Origin of the sequence: Chryseobacterium sp. S90, from assembly GCF_047444895.1 — a bacterium.
In the GTDB taxonomy this organism is placed as follows: domain Bacteria; phylum Bacteroidota; class Bacteroidia; order Flavobacteriales; family Weeksellaceae; genus Chryseobacterium.
Window position 1 is genome coordinate 172,877 of the sequence record NZ_JBLGCX010000007.1, and the last position, 24,810, is coordinate 197,686.

At 37.4% G+C, this 24,810-nt stretch carries 19 protein-coding genes and 1 riboswitch; of the genes, 4 read left to right on the plus strand and 15 right to left on the minus strand.

All coding sequences use genetic code 11. The features are described 5' to 3' along the window. Positions 1-19: 19 nt before the first annotated feature. Positions 20-1,117: an ABC transporter substrate-binding protein gene (locus ACLMCG_RS18505; protein WP_413960725.1), complete on the plus strand. Its 1,098-nt coding sequence runs from the start codon at positions 20-22 to the stop codon at positions 1,115-1,117. A gap of 68 nt (positions 1,118-1,185) precedes the next feature. On the opposite strand, the gene ACLMCG_RS18510 is transcribed toward ACLMCG_RS18505, so the two are convergent. The 6 genes from ACLMCG_RS18510 to ACLMCG_RS18535 all read right to left on the minus strand — a co-directional run bounded on the left by ACLMCG_RS18510 (position 1,186) and on the right by ACLMCG_RS18535 (position 12,306). Further along, positions 1,186-1,860, minus strand: coding sequence for a hypothetical protein (locus ACLMCG_RS18510; RefSeq protein ID WP_413960726.1), 675 nt, complete (start codon positions 1,858-1,860; stop codon positions 1,186-1,188). An 80-nt stretch (positions 1,861-1,940) separates the two neighbouring features. Further along, the gene (gene prfA / locus ACLMCG_RS18515) at positions 1,941-3,026 is read right to left on the minus strand and encodes a peptide chain release factor 1 (RefSeq protein ID WP_047424606.1); all 1,086 of its coding nucleotides are present in this window, start codon (positions 3,024-3,026) and stop codon (positions 1,941-1,943) included. Between the two features lie 147 nt (positions 3,027-3,173). Continuing rightward, on the minus strand, positions 3,174-4,484 hold the full coding sequence (locus ACLMCG_RS18520; RefSeq protein WP_413960727.1) for an APC family permease: 1,311 nt from the start codon (positions 4,482-4,484) through the stop codon (positions 3,174-3,176). 7 nt (positions 4,485-4,491) lie between these two features. Further along, positions 4,492-6,924, minus strand: coding sequence for a TonB-dependent receptor plug domain-containing protein (locus tag ACLMCG_RS18525; protein WP_413960728.1), 2,433 nt, complete (start codon positions 6,922-6,924; stop codon positions 4,492-4,494). 94 nt (positions 6,925-7,018) lie between these two features. Then, positions 7,019-7,124: riboswitch (SAM riboswitch) on the minus strand. Between the two features lie 73 nt (positions 7,125-7,197). Next, a complete protein-coding gene (locus ACLMCG_RS18530) occupies positions 7,198-10,035 on the minus strand; it encodes an alpha-amylase family glycosyl hydrolase (protein ID WP_413960729.1) in 2,838 nt (945 codons plus the stop codon). A 192-nt stretch (positions 10,036-10,227) separates the two neighbouring features. Continuing rightward, the gene (locus tag ACLMCG_RS18535; RefSeq protein WP_413960730.1) at positions 10,228-12,306 is read right to left on the minus strand and encodes a T9SS type A sorting domain-containing protein; all 2,079 of its coding nucleotides are present in this window, start codon (positions 12,304-12,306) and stop codon (positions 10,228-10,230) included. Positions 12,307-12,460: 154 nt separating this feature from the next. Here ACLMCG_RS18535 and ACLMCG_RS18540 point away from each other — a divergent pair, with 154 nt between their 5' ends. Then, on the plus strand, positions 12,461-13,333 hold the full coding sequence (locus ACLMCG_RS18540) for a helix-turn-helix transcriptional regulator (protein ID WP_413960731.1): 873 nt from the start codon (positions 12,461-12,463) through the stop codon (positions 13,331-13,333). A 93-nt stretch (positions 13,334-13,426) separates the two neighbouring features. On the opposite strand, the gene ACLMCG_RS18545 is transcribed toward ACLMCG_RS18540, so the two are convergent. After that, positions 13,427-13,711, minus strand: coding sequence for a hypothetical protein (locus ACLMCG_RS18545; RefSeq protein WP_223601331.1), 285 nt, complete (start codon positions 13,709-13,711; stop codon positions 13,427-13,429). Between the two features lie 93 nt (positions 13,712-13,804). Further along, positions 13,805-15,412: a fumarate hydratase gene (locus ACLMCG_RS18550; protein WP_413960732.1), complete on the minus strand. Its 1,608-nt coding sequence runs from the start codon at positions 15,410-15,412 to the stop codon at positions 13,805-13,807. 171 nt (positions 15,413-15,583) lie between these two features. Between ACLMCG_RS18550 and ACLMCG_RS18555 the strand changes: the two genes are divergently transcribed. Together ACLMCG_RS18555 and fumC are read left to right on the plus strand one after the other, a co-directional pair. Then, complete coding sequence (locus tag ACLMCG_RS18555; protein ID WP_413960733.1) at positions 15,584-16,033, plus strand: hypothetical protein; 450 nt, start codon at positions 15,584-15,586, stop codon at positions 16,031-16,033. A 1-nt stretch (position 16,034) separates the two neighbouring features. After that, positions 16,035-17,429: a class II fumarate hydratase gene (gene fumC / locus ACLMCG_RS18560; protein ID WP_413960734.1), complete on the plus strand. Its 1,395-nt coding sequence runs from the start codon at positions 16,035-16,037 to the stop codon at positions 17,427-17,429. A gap of 80 nt (positions 17,430-17,509) precedes the next feature. On the opposite strand, the gene ACLMCG_RS18565 is transcribed toward fumC, so the two are convergent. The 7 genes from ACLMCG_RS18565 to ACLMCG_RS18595 all read right to left on the minus strand — a co-directional run bounded on the left by ACLMCG_RS18565 (position 17,510) and on the right by ACLMCG_RS18595 (position 24,731). Beyond that, the gene (locus tag ACLMCG_RS18565; RefSeq protein WP_413960735.1) at positions 17,510-18,550 is read right to left on the minus strand and encodes an outer membrane beta-barrel protein; all 1,041 of its coding nucleotides are present in this window, start codon (positions 18,548-18,550) and stop codon (positions 17,510-17,512) included. 30 nt (positions 18,551-18,580) lie between these two features. Next, positions 18,581-19,189 (minus strand): hypothetical protein, encoded by a 609-nt coding sequence (locus ACLMCG_RS18570; RefSeq protein ID WP_413960736.1) that lies wholly within the window; start codon positions 19,187-19,189, stop codon positions 18,581-18,583. Next, positions 19,176-19,736, minus strand: coding sequence for an RNA polymerase sigma factor (locus tag ACLMCG_RS18575; RefSeq protein ID WP_413960737.1), 561 nt, complete (start codon positions 19,734-19,736; stop codon positions 19,176-19,178). Before ACLMCG_RS18575 ends, ACLMCG_RS18570 begins: the two co-directional genes overlap by 14 nt. Positions 19,737-19,862: 126 nt before the next feature. After that, on the minus strand, positions 19,863-20,801 hold the full coding sequence (locus tag ACLMCG_RS18580) for a Dyp-type peroxidase (protein ID WP_413960738.1): 939 nt from the start codon (positions 20,799-20,801) through the stop codon (positions 19,863-19,865). An 18-nt stretch (positions 20,802-20,819) separates the two neighbouring features. Further along, positions 20,820-21,536 carry an ABC transporter ATP-binding protein gene (locus ACLMCG_RS18585; protein WP_413960739.1) on the minus strand — a complete coding sequence of 239 codons (717 nt, stop codon included), beginning with the start codon at positions 21,534-21,536 and terminating at the stop codon, positions 20,820-20,822. Between the two features lie 3 nt (positions 21,537-21,539). After that, positions 21,540-23,006, minus strand: coding sequence for a DUF5687 family protein (locus tag ACLMCG_RS18590; protein ID WP_413960740.1), 1,467 nt, complete (start codon positions 23,004-23,006; stop codon positions 21,540-21,542). Between the two features lie 75 nt (positions 23,007-23,081). After that, complete coding sequence (locus tag ACLMCG_RS18595) at positions 23,082-24,731, minus strand: DNA repair protein RecN (protein ID WP_413960741.1); 1,650 nt, start codon at positions 24,729-24,731, stop codon at positions 23,082-23,084. Positions 24,732-24,810 lie beyond the last annotated feature (79 nt).

The window sequence follows — 24,810 nt, forward strand, 5'->3', positions numbered from 1 at the left end:
AACCAACCAAAAAAACACAATGATAAAAAAAGTTTTTGTAATTCTTATTACAAGTATTATTGCTCTATCATGCAATAATGAACAGGATAATACTAATACTCCTGAACAGGCAGAAATGAATGAAATTCAAAGGCTTTATAATGAAGCAAAGACCGTGGACAAAGAAATAACAATATGGGGAGGTGGAGATGCACCTGGCCGGTTAGATTGGATAAAAAATGAATGGGAGAAAGATTTTCCCGATATTAAAATAAATGTAAGAGTTGATCTTTCAAAATTTTTAGATGCAGAGGTTGACCAACAGCTTGCTAGCAATACATTAGTCCCAGATGTTGTACAATTACAGACTGTTCACGATTTCCATCGTTGGAAAAGTGAAGGTGTTCTTGAAAATTTCAAACCATTCGGGGGAGAGCAGATTCCCAATAATATAAAAGATCCAGATGGTGCATTTACCCCAGTCTATATGGTAACATTTGCCATGATCGCCAACAGATCACTTGTCGCGAATATACCTCAGTCCTATGCAGATTTATTAACTCCTCAATATAAAAACAATCTGATATTAACTTATCCTCATGACGATGATGCTGTCTTATATCTTTATAAGAAAATTGTAGATCAATATGGCTGGGAATATATTGATAAACTTATTCAGCAAAAACCTCAATGGATAAGAGGAACCGCAGCACCAACTACTCAAGTAAGAAAAGGAAACAAGCTCGCCACTATGGGAACTGCAGGTATTTTTGATAAATCTTTAGACGGAGGAGCCCAGGTAGTACTTCCTGTGAAAGATCATTTTTTAACATGGGCACAAACGGGAGCCATCTTCAAAACCACGAAGCACAAAGCTGCCGCTAAGCTGTACATGACATGGATCCTTTCTAAAAAAATGCAGGGATTATGGGGAGAATGGTCAGTAAGAGATGATATGCCTGATAAAGCAGAGTACAAAAGTTACAAAACCTATCCAAATACTTCTCCAACTGAATTTATCAATTTTATGCTAGATAGAGATGCACTTAATAATTTTTCAAAGCAGATAGAAGCCAAAATAGGTCCTGTACAAGGAGGCTCTCCATTAACAGATCCTGCAATTCTCGAGCTTTTATAATTCTATTAAATAGATAACAAAAAAGTCCCGATAGATCGGGACTTTTATTCTTTGAATGAGCTTTTCAACTATTCATTGGCTCCGAAGCTTTCAAAATAGAAATCAGTAAGATTGGTAACAATCTCATCGGGGCTTCCGTTCCAATAGTATATTTTATCGCCTTCTTTAAGTTCATAAAGATTAAAATTCTGATCGGTTGTAACTGTTTTATCGGCATTTTTGAAGTCCTGAACAGCCTGAATCAGATATTTCTTCAAATCTTCCGTTTTTATTTTATTCAGATCACCTTTTGGCCCGGATGTCAATTTTGAAGGAACCAAAAAGCTTACAGAATAATTTATTTCTGCAATTTTCTGCCCTTCAACATATTCATTCGGAACAACTTTTACATTTTTAACGGTTAGTTTTCCGGTCTTAAAATTTCCGAACATTGCTGTAAAGTACTCCTCCGCCTCTTTTTTACATGCTGCGGCCGTTGCTTTAGGAAAAGCAGACAGAAAATTCTCTACGCTGCCATCCATCATTTCTTTTGAAGTTTCTTTAAAATCTACCTGGTAAGCATTCTGTCCTTCTACTGTGGGTTTTAAGTAATCATTCAGCTTATTCAATGCGGCTTCGTCATTATTTACAAAAGTTCCGAAAAATAATTCAAAGGCTTCTTTAGGCTTCTTCACCTCAGTTTGCGCGATAAGTTGCTGTCCCATCATGGTAAGCAGCAGGAAAATAATTTTGTAGTTTTTCATAGTTGATATTTTTATGTTGAGTCATTTGCAAAAACAAAGCCCCTGAAGGATCAGAGGCTTTGTTTTTATTTGTTTTAATTTTAATAATTTTCTTCTTCTCCCTTCATTTTCTCTGCATTTTCCGCCATGATTACGGCATCAATCATTTCAGAAATATCTCCGTTCATATAAGCGTCCAGATTGTACATAGACTTGTTGATTCTATGATCTGTAACTCTTCCCTGAGGGTAGTTGTATGTTTTAATTTTTGCAGAACGGTCACCGGTAGAAACCATAGATTTACGTTGTGCAGCAATATCTCCCTGTACTTTCTGCAATTCGATATCGTATAATTTTGTTCTTAGCATTTCCATAGCCAATTCACGGTTAGCTAACTGAGAACGAGCCTGTTGGCAAACTACAACAAGTCCTGATGGTTTGTGGGTAAGCTGAACTTTCGTTTCAACCTTGTTTACGTTCTGACCTCCGGCACCTCCTGAACGGGAAGTCTGCATTTCAATATCAGCAGGATTCAGTTCAAAATCTACTTCTTCAGCTTCCGGAAGAACAGCAATGGTAATGGCAGAAGTGTGTACTCTTCCCTGAGATTCTGTTTCAGGTACACGCTGTACACGGTGAACCCCGGACTCGAATTTCATGATTCCGTAAACACCTTCTCCTTCCACTTTCATGATCAGTTCTTTGTACCCTTTAGCTGCTTCATTAGAATCTGTTACTTCATGTCTCCATCCTTTTGTTTTGAAATACATGGTATACATTCTGTAGATATCTTCTACGAAAATAGCCGCTTCATCACCACCTGTTCCTGCACGTAATTCTACGATAACGTTTTTGTCATCGGCAGGATCTTTAGGAATCAATAATACTTTCAGCTCTTCTTCCAATCCCGGAAGTTTAGCCTGAGCTTCCAACTTTTCTTCTTTAGCCAGATCTACCAGATCTCTGTCTGAACCATCTGCAATGATCTCTTCAGATTCTGCAATACTATCCAGCGCTCCTTTGTACTGATCGTAAACTCTTACAATTTTTCCCAAATCACTATATTCTTTGTTCAAAGAAGAATATCTTTTTTGGTCTGAAATGACATCAGGCTGTATAATAAGGTCTGCAACCTCATTATATCTTTGTTTTATAGCTTCTAATTTTGGAATTAATGATTTAGACATTGTAGAAATTTTGTGGGTGCAAAGATAAGGATTATTAATTCAAAATTAAAATTACTGATGATCATAAATTTTTGAGCATTAGGGATAAAGGGAGCAAAACTGTAAAAAGGTGGATTTCCAAATTTACCTATCAGTCTTTCTGTGCAGTTAAGACTTGTTCTGATATTGTCTGGAAAGTCTCCTGTCAACCCAATATAAAATAATTCCTACCGCAATAATTCCCACTCCTATAAGGCTTTCTTTAGGATTATGAATAAATGTAAAATAGAGAATATAGATGCTGAACAATAGAAAAACAGCCGGAAAAATATGGAATGCATTTGACTTAAAAATTTTCCTGTCTTTTTTCTTAAGGAAGAAAACAGTTGAAATCGCAAGGCTTGCAAAAAGCTGTAAAATAAAAGCGGTATAGACAAAAATTTCTTTAAAGCTTCCCGTTAGAATAATAACTGTTGCAATGACTGCATGGGCAAAAATGGCTCTTACAGGAATTCCTCTTGTATTGCCCGCTGATAATGGTTTCCAAATGTAGGTATGTTTAGCAAAAGCCTGTGTCAATCTAGAACCTACCCATAAATATCCGCTAATTGTAGCAACCAGCTGCAGAGCAATAAAAACATTGACAATCTTTCCGAAAGCAGGACCTAGCATATTGACAGCCGCTTCTCCCATCACATCTTCTTTTCCCGCCAACTGACTTACAGGGGCATGTTTCAGCATAATATAATTTACCAGAATATAGCTTATCGTCACAAAAACAGTTCCAATGATCAAAGATTTGGGAAGGTTCTTCTGAACGTCTTTTATTTCTCCTGCAATATAAGAAGCTGAATTCCAGCCTGTGTAGGAATAGGTAACAAATACCAGTGAGGTAGCAAAAGCAGGAAGCATGATCTCATTCTGCCAGCTGTCACTGAAATTCAAACTGTTGCCAAACTGTGGAGATTCTGAAAGTCCAACACCAAGGATAATCAGAACAATAATAAAGGCTATTTTAATGAAGGTGAAAAAGTTATGAAACCTGCTGGATGTTTTTAAGCTGAATGATAATGACACCGCTACGATAAAAATAGCGGCAATCGCAAAACCATTTCCAAAGGTATAATCAAATACGGAAAGGTATTTTGACATCGCCAGTGCTGCCAGTGCGACCGGAGAGGAAAATCCAATAATCAGAGAAACCCAGCTGATCAGATATCCGAACAATGGATGATATGTTTCTTTAAGGTAAATAAAATCGCCTCCGTTTCCTTTGAAATGTGAACCTAATTCGGCATAGCAAAAAGCCCCGAACAAAGCGAGAATTCCTCCGATAGCCCATAACAGGAAAATACTGTAGGTATTGGTAATATCAGATAACTGAAAACCGAGAGTGGTAAAAATCCCGGTTCCAATCATATTGGAAACTACAATGGCGGCGGCCGTTTTCCAGCCAATCTGATGTGAGGTAGTACTCATTTAATGATTAAAAGTTAAAATTAAGCCTTCCGAAGAAATAATTCCCCAGTGTTCCCATCTGAACCGGTGCATATTTGAATACTCCATAGTATGAATTTTCATAAATCTGGCGATCCGGAAAGACATCAAACAGATTATTGGCTCCTACCGTAAAGTTGATACTTTTGGTGATATCATACCCAATACTGATGTCTGTAACTATTTTTGGAGAGAATTCCTGTACTCCTCCAAAGGGATAACCATCTCTTATTACTTTACCAAAATAAGTATTTCTTACGAGAAAATTGAATTTCCCGATTCCATAATTTAACCCTAATGAAGCTTTGGTTTTTGGAGACAATGTTTCAATGATATTGATCTGATCGGGACCAAAAAACTGATCCTGAGGTGTTTCTAAATTTTCCGGAAAATGAAAGTCTGTAATTTTTGTTTCTGTGTAATTTCCGGCAAGATTCATATTTAATTTTCCATTCCCAAGAATCCAGTCATAGGAAACCACTACATCTACTCCTTTTGTTTCTGTATCAATAGCATTGGCGAAAAATCTTCCGCTTTCTACCTTAAACTGATCTAACCTTGAGTCTGTAATATTGCTGGTAATCACAATTCTGTCTTTCACTTTAATCCAGTATCCATCAATGGCGATCGTCAAGTTGTTTAAAGGTTTCAGCGTAAATCCAGCACTCGCGTTGATAGAAGTTTCCTGTTTGAGTTTATCAAATCCAAGAATTCTGGCAGCTTCGCTATCATTACTGAATATTCCTTTAGTAACAATCTTTGAGCCGGAAGTAGAAATATCTGCGTACGAATTATTGAAATACTGCTGCTGAAGTGAAGGCGCTCTGAACCCTGTCCCAACCGCTGCTCTTACTGCATAATTTTTTACGAACTCATATCGGACGGCAAGTTTTCCATTCAAGGTATTTCCGAAATCTGAATAATTTTCAAATCTGGCAGCGGCATCAATATTTAATTTTTTATCTAAATCATACGAAACATCTACATATACAGCCGTTGAATGCCTGTCTTTTTTCAAAGCATTGTTTGGAGAAAATCCGATAAAAGATTGAGACCCTCCCGCACCAAGCACTGTTGATCCTTCCGTCGCAATGTTTCCATTAATGTCATATTGGGTGTAAGAAGCTTCATCCCCTGCTTTGATCTGGTATTGTTCAAATCTGAATTCACCCCCGAAAGCGATATTGAAGCGGTTTATATTTTTGGAAACATCAAGATTCACTGTATTCTGAAGGAAACTATGCGCTCCTGCATAAAACCGAGTTGGCGATTTTGCTCCCAGAGAAGCATTATTGGTGTTGCTTACGTTATAATTGAAGGTATTGCTGCCGAATGTATTGCTTAAATCAAATAACCAGTCATTGACATTATATTTTGCACCTACAGCATAGGAAATATCATATACCTGAGATCCAAGAGCGGCCTGAAAACCATTCGGATAAATGGATGAAACTACATTAGATTTTTCGCTCGGCAGTCTTCTGAAACCAAATCCTTTTCCTTCTTTAATACTGAAGCCTCCGAAAGAATATACTTTAAAATTATCGTTAAAAGGGTATTCTGAATTGAAAAACAACTGCCCTTGTCTGATCTGGGCATCTCCGATTTGAAAATTAAAATCATCACGGGTTAATCCTCTTTTTGCAATTTCTGCATCATCCGCAGCTCTGGCAGCTTTTACGGCTTCAGCATCACCAGCAAATTCATAAGCGAAATTATCTCCGAAAATATCCAGATCGTGATTTTGAGTTCTTGTAGTTTTTCCTCTGTGGCTTAATTGCAGGGAAAGGTTGATATACCCGTCTTTTTTTCCTAATGAAGTTCCATAATTGACTCCCGCCTGATAAGTATCCCCATCATTTCTCCCGGTCAATCCGTAAGTAAGGCTTGCTGAAGCTCCTGCATTTTTTTTAAGAATAATATTGATGACTCCTGCAATGGCGTCAGATCCGTATTGTGCTGCCGCACCGTCTCTTAACACTTCTATCCTATCAATAGCAATGACAGGAATTGTGCTCAGATCTGTTCCTACAGAACCATTTCCCACGGTATTCTGATAGTTGACCAAAGAGGTTGTATGTCTTCTTTTCCCATTCAGCAATACGAGAACCTGATCAGAACCCATTCCTCTTAAAGTTACAGGATCAATATGTTCTGTACCATCAGAAGCAGACTGCCTCACAGCATTAAAGGATGGGATCACATAATTCAGAAGATCCTGAGCCGTCATTTGCGGAGAACTCCTTTGGATTTTGTCAATATTGATAACATCTACAGGAACCGGTGTTTCCAGTTTTGTTCTTTTGACATTACGGTTTCCAACGATGATAATATCTTCGATTTGTTTTCCTTTTTCCTCGTTTTCCTGAGCAGCCACCAAAATTGCCCCGAGCAATAATACCGCTGTACTTAATTTTTTCATTTTTGTTCTTGCCAATTAATAATAACAGTCTGACGGATATTTCCGCAGATATACAAGACTTCAAGAAATGGAATTCATATAAGAATATTGACTTCACTTATCTCCCCCTCAGGGTTGGAATTAGCACCTTTACACTTCTGGAATCGTGCAGGTTGCTAAGGTTTCTTTGGGCCAAATCCCTCCACCTTTCTTGATAAATCTACTGCAAAAGTAGACTAATTTTTTAAATATACAAAAAAGCAGATCTGCTGTACTGCAAATCTGCTTTCTTTTTTACTTAACAATCATCTTTTGAATGGCAGTTCCTGTTTCTGATTTCAGCTGAACCAGATAAGTTCCTGCAGGATAATTGATTTTTACTTCATAAGTTCCGTTTTCTTTATTCAGTTTGAATGAATCCAGTTTCTTACCGGTCATATCAAAAATCAAAATTTCTCCGTTTTTCGCTTTATTAAAAATTAATTTTGCGACTCCGTTTTGTATCGGATTATCCGCAATCTGAAGCGATAATTTATGTACAGCGTTTGGATCTGTTGTTGACAGAGCACCTACATAATTTCCGAAAATTCTGAATTCTCCCGGTTGTAAAGTTATCGGAGTCGTGGTAGAAGCTACATTCAGGATACTGTCATCCATCAGATTCTGCCATTGCCCTGTGTAAGGGAAGTATGGAACAACATTTTTTGCAGAGGTATCATAATTGGCTAATACCACTACATTTTTTATTCCGGTTGTTATAGCCGCATCATACAGATAAATTCTCGTGATCAATCCATTTGGATCATTAGTCAGGTTATTGGATTCTATACTGTACGTTTTAGTTTTAAAAATCTGATGGCTATTTCTGATCGTGATTATTTTCGCCCATGTATCATACACAGCTTTTCTGTTGACGTTAGTATCGTAGTTTAAAGTGAATGCAACTGGTTTTTCATCGGTTCTGCACCCGTTATTGATGCTACCGTCAGCACATCTGTTGATACTGAACTCATATCCCAATTCGCCAAACTGCCAGATCATTTTCGGGCCGGGAATGGTAAAGAAAGTCGATCCGAAAGTTTTCATTCTTTCAAGAGCTGTATTAAGATTTTTAACATCGTAACTTCCATTAACAGCTCCATAGGCAAGGTTTTTAAACATCAGCCTTTCTTCATCATGACTTTCTCCATATCCTACAGCGCGCATATTGGTAAAACCATGAAGACTATGATTCATTCTGTCATAATTACTGTTGTCTTTATATCCCATGGTATTCTGGTTATAAGGATCTGTTTGTTTATTCCAAAGCATTACTCCCTTTCCTTCTGCGACTCTGTAGTTGGCCCATTGCTGCTCTTCAGCATCCGTTCCCAGGTGTTCAAAGATCATATATGAATTGGGATCAATGGCCCATTGCCTGTCGGCATAATGTTTCATAATATCAACCCTGTCCTGCTGATAAGCATTGGTACAGGCTTCATCATTTTCAGAACAGCTTTGGGTAAAACCTTTCGTTAAATCCCAGCGGAATCCGTCAATATGATATTCTGTAAGCCATTGCTGAAGACATCTTTCAACGTAATATTGCGTTGAAAGGCTTGTATGATTAAAATCGTTGAATACATTGTATGAATGTTTCGGAACCTGATTGAAATAGGGATTGTTTGCGGCAACGTCTCCGTAACCGTCTCCATCCGGATCTGCGTTCCAAAGCCTTACCAGAGGAGAACGTCCTGTTGCATGGTTAAACGCTACATCCAAAATCACTGCAATTCCATTCTGGTGGCACAGATCTACAAATTCTTTGAATTTTTCCGGAGTTCCGTAGGCTTTGTCCAGTGCATAATGGAAAGAGGTGTTGTAACCCCATGAAAGGTTTCCATCAAATTCCATGATGGGAAGTAATTCTATAGCATTGATCTTTAGATTTTTTAAATAAGAAATTTTATTGATCAATGACTGCCAGTTCTTTTCCTGTGTAAAATCTCTCAATAATAATTCATAGACCACCAGATCTTCTTTCGCCGGTCTCTGAAAATTGGTTGTCTGCCAGTTATAAGCGGTCTGACCTGTTTTAAATGTTGAAACCTCAAAACCTTGTCCGGCAGGGAACACTGGTAAATTCGGATAAGTTGAAGCTGAAATCCACGGATCATCATAAGAAGATAAAATCTGTGGTGAATAAGGGTCTGCTACTTTTCTCAGATCATTTGTTCTGTACTGGAAAGTATAGAGCTGCTGAGGAGTTATTCCATTGAGTTCTATCCAGTACAGATCAGGATTTGTGGTATCTTTTTTCATTAAATACGTGTCATTCACCGTCCAGCTATTAAAACTTCCGATGACATGTACAAAACTTTTACCTGGTGCATATAGCGCCAGTCCTACCTTGGTCTGATCTGTAGGATGATAATTAATTCCTTGTTTAATCCAGTTTGGAACGGCTTCTGAAACAACATTTCTTGGAACCTGTACAATGAATGTTGCAGCTTTAGAATTGGATCCCTGTGTTGCCACAAGTTCCATACTCGCATCCTGAGTGACGGTATAACTATAAGAATAGGCCTGTGAAGGGGTTGTCGTTGAGTTAACAACAGTTCCGTTTGCTTTTAGCTGAAACGTTGCGTTGGTATTTGTCGTAGCTGTAATATTGATAGCGTTTCCTACCGGTACTGAAGTCAGGCTATTCGCCAGCGGATTGGTAAGATTTAAGCTTAAAGTACCCACATTCACAAATATGTCCGGAGAAGTCTGATGGGACCCTGTTTTATCTTTCAATAAAAACCCAAACCTTCCGATTCCTGTTCTTCCATAAAAAGAAGTGGGTGTGAAAGTAAGTGAATAAGTATCTGTAGCAGCATTATAATTCAGCTTATTCAGATCATTGGAATTGTTCCAGCTGCCATTGGTAGGACAATCCTGGCTGTTCTGATAATTGGTATCAAAAGACCACGTCCAGATATAAATGGCATTATTGGAAACACTCCATGCAGACTCATCAATCTGATCTCCTGGAACAGTAAGGGTAACAGCATCTGTCTCGTTGAATGGATTTGGGCTGATGGAATAATTGATCTGTCCAAAAGCAGCCATTGCAATCAACAGAAAAACAACGGAATAAAGCTTTTTCATTTCTTATTTTTTATCGAATATAGTATAAATTTTTCTTCATAACGATTATTCTTGTCCACTCATCATCAAATATTTCAATTTTCCGGGAAAAAATAAAATAAAAAAAGGCTCATGAAAATTTCATGAGCCTCCCAATAAAAGTAATTGTAATGAACTATTTTTTGGACGAAAATCTTTCTTATTGCAATTCTGTTAGTCTTTTATAATCTTTTTAGAAACGGATTGTCCGTTCTTTAATTTTAATTCCACGATATATAGTCCTGAAGGAAGTTCAGTCATATTGATCTGATGATCTGAGAACTGTATATTCATTTTTTGTCCTACTGCATTGACAACGTTTACTTTATCAATCGCGGAGTCTGATTTAACAGAAAGAATTCCTTTTGTCGGATTAGGATACATTCCTGTTACTGCATTATTTAGCCTGATATCTGAAGTACCTAAAGAAGATGAAGGTTTAATACATCTTACTGAAGACCCCTGCCCTCTCATAGCTCCAGCCGATGGATTGGCAATAGTTGATCCGATATACAGATATTTCGCTCCTAAACTTGATGTATCTGAACTCCAGAAATATCCTCTTTGGCCTACGAAAGTAAAGTTACCATCACTGGAGCTTCTGTATCCACCTGCCGGTAATTTAAGATTGCTGCTGTAAGCTGTTGTCGGGTTACCAATACTTTCAGCACCTATTAAAATAGTCCAATCTGCCTGGGAAGGCATTTTCCAGTCTGCTCCAATAGCTTTACAAGGATCTACCCCACTAGATGCATTAGCCTGCGAAGCTGTTATTCCATTCCATGTATCTGAACTTGCAAAACCTGCCCACCATGCCGGAGATCCTACAATATATACACCTCCTGCGGCAGCAATTCCTTCCGGTGTATTAAGTGAAGGCGCTTGTGCTGTCTGTGAATTTCTAAGCTGGTGTCCGTCATCCCATCTCCCCCACTGGAAAAGATCTCCATATGAATTCGCATCTGCTATTGATGATGCAACTTGTGTACTTCCAAGATTCTGCTGAAGCCATATTTTTCCGTCAGCACCTCTTACCGTGGAATAAGCAACCTGCTGACCACGATACATAAAGCTTACACACCCCACATCTCCTACATTGGCTCCGGGGTCTGTATTGCTGCATGTCTGAGGATTTAATGTCAGAGAAATTCTTTTCACTTTTGTAGTATTTTCAGAATAAGCAAGAACAAGATAATTGTTTGCCTTATCTATAGCAAGATCGTTGTATTTAGCTTCACCATCCGAAACAAAGTCACCTCCAAAAGCAACCCAGTTTTGTGAATCATCTAATTTATAAACCGTATTTCTCAGGAAATTGTCATTTTCAAAACGGCTGGCAACTACATACGGCTTTCCGGATTCCGTCACTGCTAAAGCAACGTGCTGAACTTTTCCGTCTGAAAAATTAGCATTTCCAACCTGAACCCAAGCGTTTCCGTCGAACTTTTTAACATTCAATTTTCTGCCGCCTCCTGAATTTGAAACATAGGCTACATAAATTGTATTAGAGCCATCCAAAGCGATATCGGCATTGTATTGTTCTCCTGAAGAAGAAGCATCTGCTGCTGCACCTCCTACCAGAGTCCAGTTTTGTAAAGGACCTGCGCCAGTACTGTTCTGATATACTTTTAAACCTCCGGAAACATTACATGTATATACCATATCATTGGTGCCAATCACCATTTCTGCAAATTCTGCACCTCCTGAAAACCCGGCATTTCCTACCTGTTCCCATGAGCCTGCAGCATATCTTTTCACAGTTCCTGATCCATAAGATCCATACGTAAAGAGAATATTATCAGAGGATACCGCAGAAGCCTGATAATTAACTGTATTATCGGTTACATTGGGAAGCTGAGACCATAAGGATCCTGTAAACAGACGAACTTCCATTCCTGAGCCTGGATAACCAAGCTGATTGGTATAATAAAGACTGTTTCCATTAGGGCTTATAGACAGTGAATTGTAAGTTGCGGTTCCTGTTGTAACTCCCGCACTTCCTCCTAAATATGACCATGAATTTCCGTTAAATTTCTGAACAGAACCTCTGGCTACGGAAACATCATAATATGACAGATAATAATTTCCTGAGTTGTCAATAACTAAATTGTTAAAACTACTTCCTCCTGCAGATACATCCTGAATGCCTCCAACATTTTCCCATTGCTGAGCATACAAGCAGCTTCCCGCAATAGTCAGCAACGATAATCCCGTTCTGATTTTCTGTATTGCAAAATGTAAATCTCTAAACATATAAAATATTATTTTTAATTATTCTAAATTTAATTTAATTTTGCGCAAAAGTACCTCACATAATTAACCCCGAGTTATCATTTCCGAACTTTTGGTTATCCTGTAAAGGTCTTTTACCTTAAGTAGTTGTACCATGGCTGTAAAAATGTGTTGTATGAGGAAATTATCTAAAAGTGGACTTTTGTTCAGATCCGAAGACATCAAAATTATCATGCAGGAAGACCTGTGCCCTGATCAAACTTTCAGATCTCATATGCTGGAAGGGAAGGCAAGCTTTAATCTTCTTTTTCTGTTGAGTGATGAAATCAATTTGGAAGCTCATGACTGCGGAACCCAATTTTCTTTTAAGAAAAATCAGTACATCCTTCATTATTCACCCCAAGAAAGTGTTGCCGAACTATGGACAGAAAACCAGGAAATTCTGAAATATCTTCAGATTCAGATCAATTATCAATATGTTTTCAACCTCATCAATCCGGAACTTAATGGTGAGAATGCAGAAATTCTGGAAAACATGACCCACAATAATTTCATATTCCTTCATAAAGAAACACCACCTGACATGACCGTCGAAATGCATATGATCGTAAAGGAAATTCTGGGGTATACTAAAAAAGGAATTATGCAGAAGTTATTTATAGAAGCCAAGATCATCAAACTTCTTATATTGATTTTTGAGCAGTTCAATGAGAAAAATATCCTGGAATCCACTCCCAAAACTCCTGAAATGATCAGAAAATTCATTGATGAAAATTACCACAGGAATATAAAAGCGGAAGAGATTGGAAAGTATATGGGCATGAATCAGAGTATTATCAGAAAGGAATTCAAAGCTCAGTATCATACAACGATTGCTCATTATATATCGGAACTCAGAATGCTGAAGGCAAAGAAACTGATTACTGACAAGGAAATTATGATCAAAGAGATCGCTATTGAATGCGGTTATGAATATCTTCAGAACTTTACACGGGCTTTTAAAAAGAAATTCGGAGTGTCTCCGGAAAGCCTCAGGAATAATAAATAGAAAAACCGCCTAACGAATTAAGCGGTTTTGTATATGTTGTTTTGCTTTGATATTACTTTTTCAGAATTCAGGTGAAAAAGCAATGACAATCAATTAATGATGATGTCCGTGATCGTGAAGGAAAGGTCCGTTTCCTTTAGGCTCGCTGTAGATAACCTCTACACCTTCCTGCTCAGTAATAAGTTTTCTTCTGATATCTTCAGGATCGAAAGGCTTTACTTTTCCGAAATACTCTTTCAAACCTTCAGTTAGCCACATTGGGATTACTAATCCGAAGAACATAAAAATACACCAGAATCCTACTAGGAACATAGTAATGAAGAATACAGTCCAAAGGAACTGGTAAAACGGCCAAAATGCTGATAATATCGTTATCATTCTCTTAAAGATTTTAGGCAAAAATAAAGCTTTTTTCTTTTTTACACAAAAGATCAGTGCTCTATTTTATTATTTATTTTCATTTTAAACTAATTAGTGAGCAAGATTTGCAAAGAAATCGTTGCCTTTATCATCGGAAATAATGAATGCAGGGAAGTCTTTTACTTCGATTTTTCTTACCGCTTCCATTCCTAGTTCCGGGAAGTCTACTACATCTACAGACACAATATTGTCTTTGGCAAGAATAGCAGCCGGTCCTCCGATAGATCCAAGGTAGAAACCTCCGTATTTATGACAAGCATTGGTAACATCTTTACTTCTGTTTCCTTTTGCCAGCATGATCATACTTCCACCGTGGCTTTGGAATTCATCCACATAAACGTCCATTCTCCCTGCTGTAGTAGGCCCGAAACTTCCTGAAGCCATTCCTTCCGGAGTTTTTGCAGGTCCTGCATAGTAGATTGGGTGGTTTTTGAAATATTCCGGCATTGGTTTCCCGCTGTCAATAATTTCTTTGATTTTTGCATGGGCGATATCTCTTGCTACGATCAATGTTCCGTTTAGTTTCAATCTTGTTTTGATTGGATATTTGGATAGTTCTGCAAGAATTTCCGGCATTGGTTTATTCAGGTTAACTTCAACTGCTTCTTCCAGGTGTGGAGGAGTATCAGGTAAGAATCTTTTTGGGTCTTGTTCCAATTGCTCAAGGAAGATCCCTTCTTTTGTAATTTTTCCTTTGATATTTCTGTCCGCAGAACAGGAAACCCCCATTCCTACAGGACAAGATGCAGCGTGTCTCGGAAGTCTGATTACTCTTACATCATGAGTAAGGTATTTTCCTCCAAACTGAGCTCCGATAGCACTTTCCTGGCAGATTTTCTGAACTTTTGCTTCCCATTCAAGATCTCTGAATGCCTGACCGGCCTCATTTCCTTCTGTTGGAAGATGGTCATAATATTTTGCGGAAGCTTTTTTCACTGCCGCAAGGTTAGCTTCTGCTGAAGTTCCTCCAATTACTAATGCTAAGTGATAAGGCGGGCATGCAGCTGTTCCAAGGTCTGAAATTCTTTCTTTAACGAACTCTTCAAGAGATTTTTCGTTCAATAAAGATTTCGTCTTTTGGTATAAGAATGTTTTATTGGCTGAACCTCCTCCTTTTGTTAAGAATAAAAACTCATAATAATCTCCTTTTTTAGCATAGATATCAATCTGTGCAGGAAGGTTAGATCCTGAATTCTTCTCATCAAACATGGTCAAAGGAACTACCTGAGAATATCTTAAGTTTCTTTTCTGATAGGTATTGAAAATTCCTTTGCTCAGGTATTCCCCATCCTCTACTCCTGTGTATACATTTTCTCCTTTCTTTCCCATTACGATAGCTGTTCCCGTATCCTGGCATGAAGGAAGAGCTCCCTCAACGGCTACTGCAGCGTTTTGTAAAAGGTTATAAGCAACGAATCTGTCATTATCTGTAGCTTCAGGATCATCAATGATTCTTCTAAGGCTTTCCAGGTGTGAAGAACGAAGCATGAAAGAAACATCTGCCATAGCTTCTTCAGCTAATAACTCCAATCCTTTCGGGTCAATCTTTAAAATTTCTCTGTCACCCAGTTTTTCAACCTTTACATAATCTGATGTAAGCTTCTTATACACCGTATCATCTTTCTGAATTGGATACGGATCCTGATATCTAAAGTCCATTCAATTTTTGTTTGTGCAAAAATACGCCTCCTTTAAAAAAATATGAGTAAAATCAGTCATTTAAATTGATATTTATAATGATTATAAATTGGCGGTTTCTGAGTTTATAAGTACCTTTATAGAAAGTTATTGTAATAGCAAAAAGATTTAAAATTTGCATAATTCACTTTAATGAAAATTATATTAGTCATTTTTTTCTGTTTCATAATATACTGTAACAGTTTTGGTCAGTGCGAAAGTAGAATACAACTTTCGGGAACTTGGACCGGAAAAGTTGAGGGCCACCCCATTAAGTTTGAGATTTTGGAAAAAGACCCCAATTCTATTACTTTTTCGTTTATCAATTTTCAAAATGAAAGGTTTACCATTCTAAAATCTGATGTAACAGCTAATGAAAAAAATGAGTTTATTATTTCTATTAAAGAGGCTAAATTTTCTTCACAACGTTATGAAGATTGCATATTTTCCACAGGAACTTTAACTCTATCTGATGTCTTGCATAGCAGCATGAGATTAAATTTAAAATCAGTTGGCCCAACATGTTTTATAAGCTATGATGTGTTAATGAATATGAATGACATAAAGGATCTCACTTTAACAAAAGAAAAATCAAATAAATAATATGAATTACAGAATAGAAAAAGACACCATGGGAGAAGTGCAGGTACCTGCAGATAAACTTTGGGGTGCACAGACGGAACGTTCCAGAAACAATTTTAAAATAGGACCTGAGGGTTCAATGCCACATGAGATTATTGAAGCTTTTGCTTATCTGAAAAAGGCTGCAGCATATACCAATACTGATCTGGGAGTACTTCCTGCTGAAAAAAGAGATATGATCGCCAAGGTATGTGATGAAATTCTGGATGGAAAACTTAACGACCAGTTTCCTTTGGTGATCTGGCAGACGGGCTCCGGAACACAGTCGAACATGAATGTCAATGAAGTAATTTCCAACAGAGCTCACGTCAATAACGGCGGAACTTTAGGTGAAAAATCTGAAATCCACCCGAATGATGACGTCAACAAATCCCAGTCATCCAATGATACCTATCCTACTGCCATGCACATTGCGGCTTACACAAAAGTAGTGGAAGTAACGATTCCGGCAGTGGAAAAATTAAAAAATACGCTGGCTGAAAAGTCAAAGGCCTTCAAAGATGTTGTAAAAATCGGGAGAACCCATTTAATGGATGCAACACCGCTTACTCTGGGACAGGAATTTTCCGGATATGTGGCACAACTGGAATTCGGATTGAGAGCTTTAAAAAATACATTACCTCACCTTTCCGAGCTTGCCTTAGGCGGAACAGCTGTAGGAACAGGATTGAACACTCCTAACGGCTATGATGTAAAAGTTGCTGAATATATTGCCCAGTTTACGAAACACCCCTTCATTACTGCTGAAAACAAGTTTGAAGCGCTTGCAGCTCACGATGCGATTGTAGAATCTCACGGAGCATTAAAGCAACTGGCTGTTTCTTTATATAAAATTGCTCAGGATGTAAGATTACTGGCATCAGGACCACGTTCCGGCATCGGGGAAATTCATATTCCTGAAAATGAACCTGGATCTTCTATCATGCCTGGAAAGGTAAACCCTACTCAAAATGAAGCTATGACTATGGTTTGTGCACAGGTTTTAGGAAACGACACTACGATTTCGTTTGCAGGAACTCAGGGAAATTATGAACTGAATGTTTTCAAACCGATAATGGCTTACAATTTCCTGCAGTCTGCCCAATTGATCGCCGATGCATGTATTTCTTTCAATGATCACTGTGCAGTAGGCATAGAACCGAATCATGAGAGAATTAAAGAGCTCGTAGACAAATCTTTAATGCTTGTTACGGCTTTAAATACTCATATCGGATATGAAAATGCCGCTAAAATTGCTAAAACTGCCCATAAAAATGGAACAACCCTAAAAGAAGAAGCCATCAATCTTGGTCTGTTAACTGCTGAGCAGTTTGACGAATGGGTAAAACCAGAAGATATGGTAGGAAGTTTAAAATAATGATTCTATAACTGATACAATGCAAAAACTCCGGGAGCCTTCCCCGGAGTTTTTCGTTTTGCAATCAAAATATATTTAATTTAATCTAATCCGATGGCTAATCCGAATATGAGAGCTTTATCATCTTTGAAATAACTGTCTTTGAAGAAATTGCTGAAATCCTTCTTCACAAAGACACTGAAACTGTTATATGAAAAAGTAACCTGTGCTCCATACACAAAAGGATTTACCTGATAATTTCCACGGTCTCTGGTTTCACCATCAATTCCTTTTACAATATTGTTGGTGGACATTTTTACACCTCCATATAGATTGGCTCCAATTTTAAATCCTGTGTAATAACTTCTGTACTGGATATCCATTCCGGCATTTTTAAGCTTGGAAAAATTATACTGCACCCCAAGAGGAACCATTATATATCCAGTTCTCAACTTGCTTTTCTCAAGATTTTCGCTGTATTGAGCCAGAGCAACTCCCTGATTAGCATTTCTTATAAACATCATATTGTTATCCGCTCTTACCGTTCTCCATGAGAATCCTAATCCTGAAGTAATGGCCCATGGACTTGTTCTGCTAAGCTGGTAGTTCAGTTTAAGGCCAAATTCAAGGTTATTGGCATATCCTATGTTTTTATCCAGCAGATTATCGGGAGCACTGTTTGTCAGCGTCATAATTCCGTATGAGAAATATCCTGTAAAGCTTCTGCTGGGACGGAATTTTTTCAATAATTTTTCTTTAAGCTCTTCTTTGGAAGTAACATCTGTATTCAAAAGAGAATATCTTACCTGCTTCTGAATAACATCATCCAGATCAAATCCAAGTTCTTCAATTCTTTTATCCATTTTCTCAGAATAGCGGTCTGCAATCTGAGCTTTCTCTCTGTCAAAATCTGCTTTATCGAGGTTTCTTGCCTGCAAAACTACCAGTTCTTCTTCCATCAGCTTTTTTTCTTCCTGGATGATAGTATTGATCTTGGTAGCATATTCTTCTACTTTCTCTTTTACAATCGGACTTACTTCCGTGTCTTTTTTAGAAGACAAATTAATATTCAGTGCCTTTTGTGCCTGTAATGATGCTGAAATAGAGCACAGCATTCCCATTACGATTAATTTCTTGATCATATTATTAATTTTTAAATTTTCACAGGTAAATTATCTGGAATTCAAGTCAATAGTAGTAGCTACATTACTTCCATCTTTTGTTTTTTCAATCACATCTTTATGCTCTACTGAAAAAAGCAGTGTGGAAGGATCTACATATTTTTTCTTTTTAACCGGAGTTTTTAAAGAATCGGCTTTTGCCATCAGTTTAGGATCCGAAAGCTGAGGAATTTCCGGCTTCTTTACTGTGGTTTCTCTGGTAATAAGCTTATTTTGACCTATGGCCACTGCAGAAATCACTTCTTCTTTATTTTGGGAAGGTGTTGTTATCTTTACTTCCTTATTATCATTGTTCTGAACAGCCAGTGGAGCATTATTCTGAACCGGATCTTTTATAATTTCTTCTGAAGTATTTTTTTCTGTTTGCTTTACCATTTTCGGTTGAGCTTCGGAAGGTTGATTAAGGAAAAACAGAACACTACCCAAACTGAATAATAACATGAAACATGCTGCCACCAAAAACCAGTTTATTTTTGATTTAGGACGAGTATTACTGTTATGAAGTTCAATTTCAGACCACAGATCACGTGAAGGAGCAATTTCTCTTTCCTCAATCTGCTTTTTGATCTGATATTCAATATTATCTTTAAACGTTTTCATTTTTCACTTTTTTTTGTTGTTGAAAGTAGATCTTTCTTAATTTTTCTTTCGCTCTGAACAGCTGAGTTTTGCTGACAGTGATTGAAATCTGTAAAGTATCAGCAATTTCCTGGTGAGAATATCCTTCCAGCACGTACAGGTTAAAAACCATTCTGTAGGCATCGGGAAGCTGATCCAAAAGGTCTTGCGCATTAAAGTCACAATCAATCTCCGGTTCATGGATATCTTCATGAAAGGATTGGTTGATCTCATCCAGATAGAATACTGTTTTATGGCTTTTGATAAAATTCAGGCATTCATTCACGACAATTCTTCTTGCCCAGCTATCCAGGTTCGACTCTCCTCTGAAGCTTTCTATGTGCTTAAAAATTTTACAGAATGCTTTTATGAGACAATCTTCCGCCTGATACAAATCGCTTACATAGCTTTTGCTTACACTCAGAAATCTCTTTACATTCTGTTCATAGAAAATCTTCTGTGCAACCGGATCCTGTTTTTTCAGGAGGCTCAACAAATCATTCTTTTTATTTCCGAACAAAAGTTTCATGCTTATGCTGTTTCTATACTAAAGACAATCAAAACAAAAAAAGGTTACAATGTTTTTGAAAAAAATTTATTTGTACTACTCAACAAATAAAAAAAGCCGCCTCAGAGTGAGACAGCCTTTTCAATTTTATCCTGAGAATTCATCAAGCATATTTCTGGTGGGAATAAAGAAAAGCGTTCCTGTAACGGCTGTGCTGAAATCTAAAATTCTGTCATAATTTCCCGAAGGATCACCTATAAACATATTGGTCAACATCTTTTTTGTTGTCGAAAATGTACTTGAATAGGCAATAAAATAAGTTCCAAACTCATTTGTGGAAGGATTTCCGAATGGCATATTATCTCTTACAATTTTCAATTCTTCCCCATTCTCCCCTTCGATATTGGCTAAGGCAATGTGTGAGTTGGAAGGTTTTACATCATCAGACATTTCAATATCATTTTCTTTTGATCTTCCGATTACTTTTTCCTGATGTTCTGTTGACAATCCTTTCCAGGCATCCATATTATGAAGATATTTCTGAACAAAAAGATAGCTTCCTCCTTTGTACTGAAGGTCTTCATCTCCAATTTTTGCAAAATAATCGCGGTCGTCTCCATGTGGATTTTCAGTTCCGTCCACAAAACCAAGAATGGAACGTGCATCCCAATATTTAAACCCATGAATTTCCAGAATACTTTCGGCCACTGAACTCAATAGTTTTGATATTTCAACAGCCATATCGAAAATCAGGCTTTTGTTATCCGCTCTCAGGTGAAAATGAAGATCTCCGGGAGTGGAAACAGCCGTGTGTTTTATTCCTTTTATTTCTTCAAAATTGATTAGCTCCTTTGGCAGTGGTGTCGGAAGTTCAAGTTTTCTCCATGCATCAGCACCAATTCCCATTACGCAGCTTGCTCTGCTGTCCGGAAAACGGTTGAAAACTGAGTTATTAAGATTTAAGACCAAAGCACACAATTCCTGAAAAATGTCTTTCAGTTGTGGGCTGTCATTAAGTTTCCAGACCATGAAAATAGTGTTGCTGTTTGGATAGTCTGTAACATTCTGAGATTCTATCGTATTCATACCTCTTTTTTTGTGGTATTAAATATCCGAAACAGAAACCTGATCTGCAAAATATTGTTCCAGATCTTTCAATGTTTCCGGATTGGTCTGAATATCTTTTACCAGAAGGCCTTTGTTCACTACCACAATTCTGTTGCAGACTTCCGTTGTATGGGAAAGATCATGACTGGATATCAGAAAAGTAACACCATCCTGTTTTGATAATTCTTTGATCAGATTTTTCAGTTTGATTTGTGTGGATGGATCGAGGTTGGCAAAAGGCTCATCCAGGATAATAATCTCAGGATTTCCAATAATTGCCCCTACAATTCCTACTTTTTTCTGATTTCCTTTTGAAAGGTCACGGACATATTTCCCTGATTTAAGGATTTCTCCATTGAAAAAATCATGAAAAGGCTTCAGGAATTCATCTACAGATGCTTTGTTCTGCCCTCTCAACTCTCCAATGAAGTAAAAATATTCCTCAGGAGTAAGATAGCCAATGAGAAACGTATCGTCTACAAAGGCTGAAACTTTATTTTTCCATGCTTCAGATTCAGCGACTTTAATTCCGTCAATGCTTACAGATCCTGTAGTAGCCTGAATCAGATCGAGCATCAGGCTGAAAAGGGTAGTTTTCCCGGCTCCGTTATTTCCCACGAGGCCAAATGTTTCCCCGTTTGGAATGTCAAGATGTTCAATATTAAGAACCGTTGCTGTCCCGTATGTTTTAGATAAATTTTGTATGTTGATCATGGCTTAACTTATATTTTTAAATGCATCCAGTGTGCTGTATTTTTCTTTTTTGTAAAGTTTTACGATAATATCGAAGATTTTCTCTCTCAGGAAAAATCCTACAATTCCGATAATTGCAATGCTTATTACTCCTCCTGTAATTCCCCACAAATATTTTGTTAAGGCAAATACTCCCATGGGAAGAAGCATTTTAGGAATCAGCAGAAGCATCGCGATCATATTGAAGCTCCCTTTCTGTCCCAATCTTTTTTCTTTTGTATTAAGATCAATCTGAGTTTTATTGAAAGCTCCCGACCACAAGGTAAATTGAGAATTTACGCCAATATTATATAATCCTGCGGCAAAAAATGTAACGTAGACTTCCCATCCGAAATAGGCATAGCAAAGCGCTATAATGATAGAAATTCCTGTTACAATATTCATCAGCCACCATTTCGCTTTTAAATATTCTTTATAGGGAACATTCAGGGTCATCATCAACGGATAATATGAGCTGTCAAAAGCGGGAACTCTCTGCCCAAACAGAAACTGAAATCCTCCTGTCACAAAAAGTCCCATCACCATCATCATTGCCGGTGTTTTGTACATTGAAGAAGTAAACATCAGCAATCCGTAGAACAGAAACATAAAGCTGCCCAGTAAAATTCCTTTGGGTACTTTATTACGTCTTAGCATTTTAATGTCATTATTGATAAATGTTCCAATAACTCCATATTTATTCAGGAAAGCAATATTCTCTGTTTTCCCGATTGTTTTTTTCGCTTCAAGACTTTGGTCCAGGTAAAATTCATTACGCAGGTAACGGAAACAAATCCACCACAGCACAGCGAACAAAGCAACAGGTATCAGTGCAAAGTAAGGTTTTTCATAGAAACTGAAGAAAACAGATTCAGAATAAGACAGAACCGGAATTATTTTATAGTATCCCAACATTCCTATACCCAAAAGGAATACTCCTATAATCACCGCCAACGTTTCTTTACCGTTGAAGAAAATATTGAGGAAATTATTCAGATAGAGCAATGAAATCACCCCTATAAGCCACACCAATACTCCTAAGATACTATATCCGTTGAATAAAGCAATCAATGAAAATGTGATAAAGAATAAAGAACTCAGCCAGCTGAATGCAGAAAGAAAAGTTTTGGCCAGCATATAATTGACCAATGTATTCTTCCGGATATTCATCGTGAGGAATGGCTTGATATTCTGCGTAGGAATTTCCTGCCAGAGATATTTGAGAACAAGATCAATAATCCAGGCAACAATCATGAATTTTGAAACCACCTTTACAGGATTCTGATGCATTTCCTCCTGCACGTAGAAAAAAGCAATAAAAGCCCCGCCTACAAGACAGCCCACGAAATAAAGTATTCCAATAAAGCGGAGGATTTTCATGGTCAGATTGATCCCTAAAGATGTACCACGGAAAAAGCTTTTTATTTCAAGCTTAAGGAACTTTAGAAACATATGTTAGTTTTTTTACATTAGTAAATATAATGTAAAATATGTTACAAGTTTTTAAAGAAAAATAGATTTATGTAGTTATCCAATAAGCTCTTTGGCCTGTGCCAGAGCAGCTTCCGTAATTTTACTTCCGGAAAGTAACTGGGCAATTTCGTTCAGCTTTTCTTCGTTGCTCAAAGGAATTATAGTAGATTGTGTTCTGCCGGAAATATCCTGCTTTACCACTTTATAGTTATCGTTTCCTTTTGCAGCAACCTGCGCCAGGTGTGAAATAACGATCAGCTGCATGTCTTCAGACATCTCTCTCATAAGGTTTCCGATCTCTTCGGCAACTTTTCCTGAAACTCCGGTGTCAATTTCGTCCAGAATAAGGGTTGGAAGCTCATCGCTTTCAGCAATAATCTTTTTTACAGCCAGCATTACCCTTGATCTTTCTCCTCCGGAAATAGCCGTTTGAATTGGTTTTAAAGGGAATCCGGAATTAGCCTGGAATAACAGCTGAATATTTTCTTTTCCAAATGGATTGAATTCCTCAGCATCCTGCAGTTCTATATCAACTTTAGCTTTTTCAAGACCTAATTTTTTCAGAAGACCTTCAGCTTTCTTGATGAAGACAGAAATATTTTTGTGTCTGTTCTTTGAAAGCTTTGCAGCAAGACTTTGAAGTGTTTTTTCTTTTTGAGCAATATTCTTCTCGGTTTCTTCAATCTGAAGCTCCAGGTCTGAAGCTCCTTTCTGATCTCCTGCCAGCTGATTTCTGATCTCAATGAGTTCATTAAGATCTGAAACATTATGTTTAAGAAATAAAGCGTTGATTTTATTATTAAGATCAGTAAGATGTACCAGATTTTCAGGATTGATTTCAACTCTTTCGGCAGCATGTTCCAATTCAGAAATAATATCTTTTAACTCTACAAAAGACGTTTCCAGTCTTTCATCTAACTCTGCGAAACTGGTAGAAACTTCAGAAATTTTTGAAAGCTTATGGGTAGCTTCATTAAAGAATGACAGAATTCCTATTTCTTCCTGATGAAACCTGGACAGAATTTGGCCAACATTCTCTGATATCATTCCTGCATTTTCCTGAATGGAAAGCTGATTCTGAACATCTTCATAATCAACATCATCAAGCTTTAACTCTTCTAACTCGTTAAGTAAAAATTCTTTATAATCGCTTTCTTTATTGCTTTCTGAAAGTTGAGTCTTCAGTTTTTTCAACAGCAGTTTCAGGCTTTGAAAGTCGGAAAACTCCTTCTGATACTCTTCAATAATTTTTTTATTCTCAGAAAGTCCGTCGATAATTTTAAACTGATATTCTGAAGTGAAAAGATTGGATGTCTCAAACTGGGAATGAATATCGATCAGCTGTGAAGAAAGTTCTTTAAGAATATCCAGCGTTACCGGCACATCATTGATGAAGGCACGCGATTTCCCCGATGGAAGGATTTCTCTTCTTATAATCGTCTGAAGCTCGTAATCCAGATCATTTTCAATAAAGAATTTCTTAAACTGGTTGTTCAGGGAGAATTCAGTTTCAACGACGCTTTTCTCTTCAGCTTTGGCAATGGATTTTACATCTGCTCTTTCTCCTAAAATAAGTCGGAGCGCCCCTAAAATAATAGATTTACCCGCCCCTGTTTCACCGGTAATAACCTGTAAACCATTTTTAAGAGATACGTCAAGGGTATCAATCAGGGCAAAGTTTTTAATATATATTCTCGAAAGCATTGATAATCTGGGTTATGATCCAATTTCAGTTTGAACTGTAAAAGTAAGTTTTTTTTAATGAATTGAATATGTTTAAGTG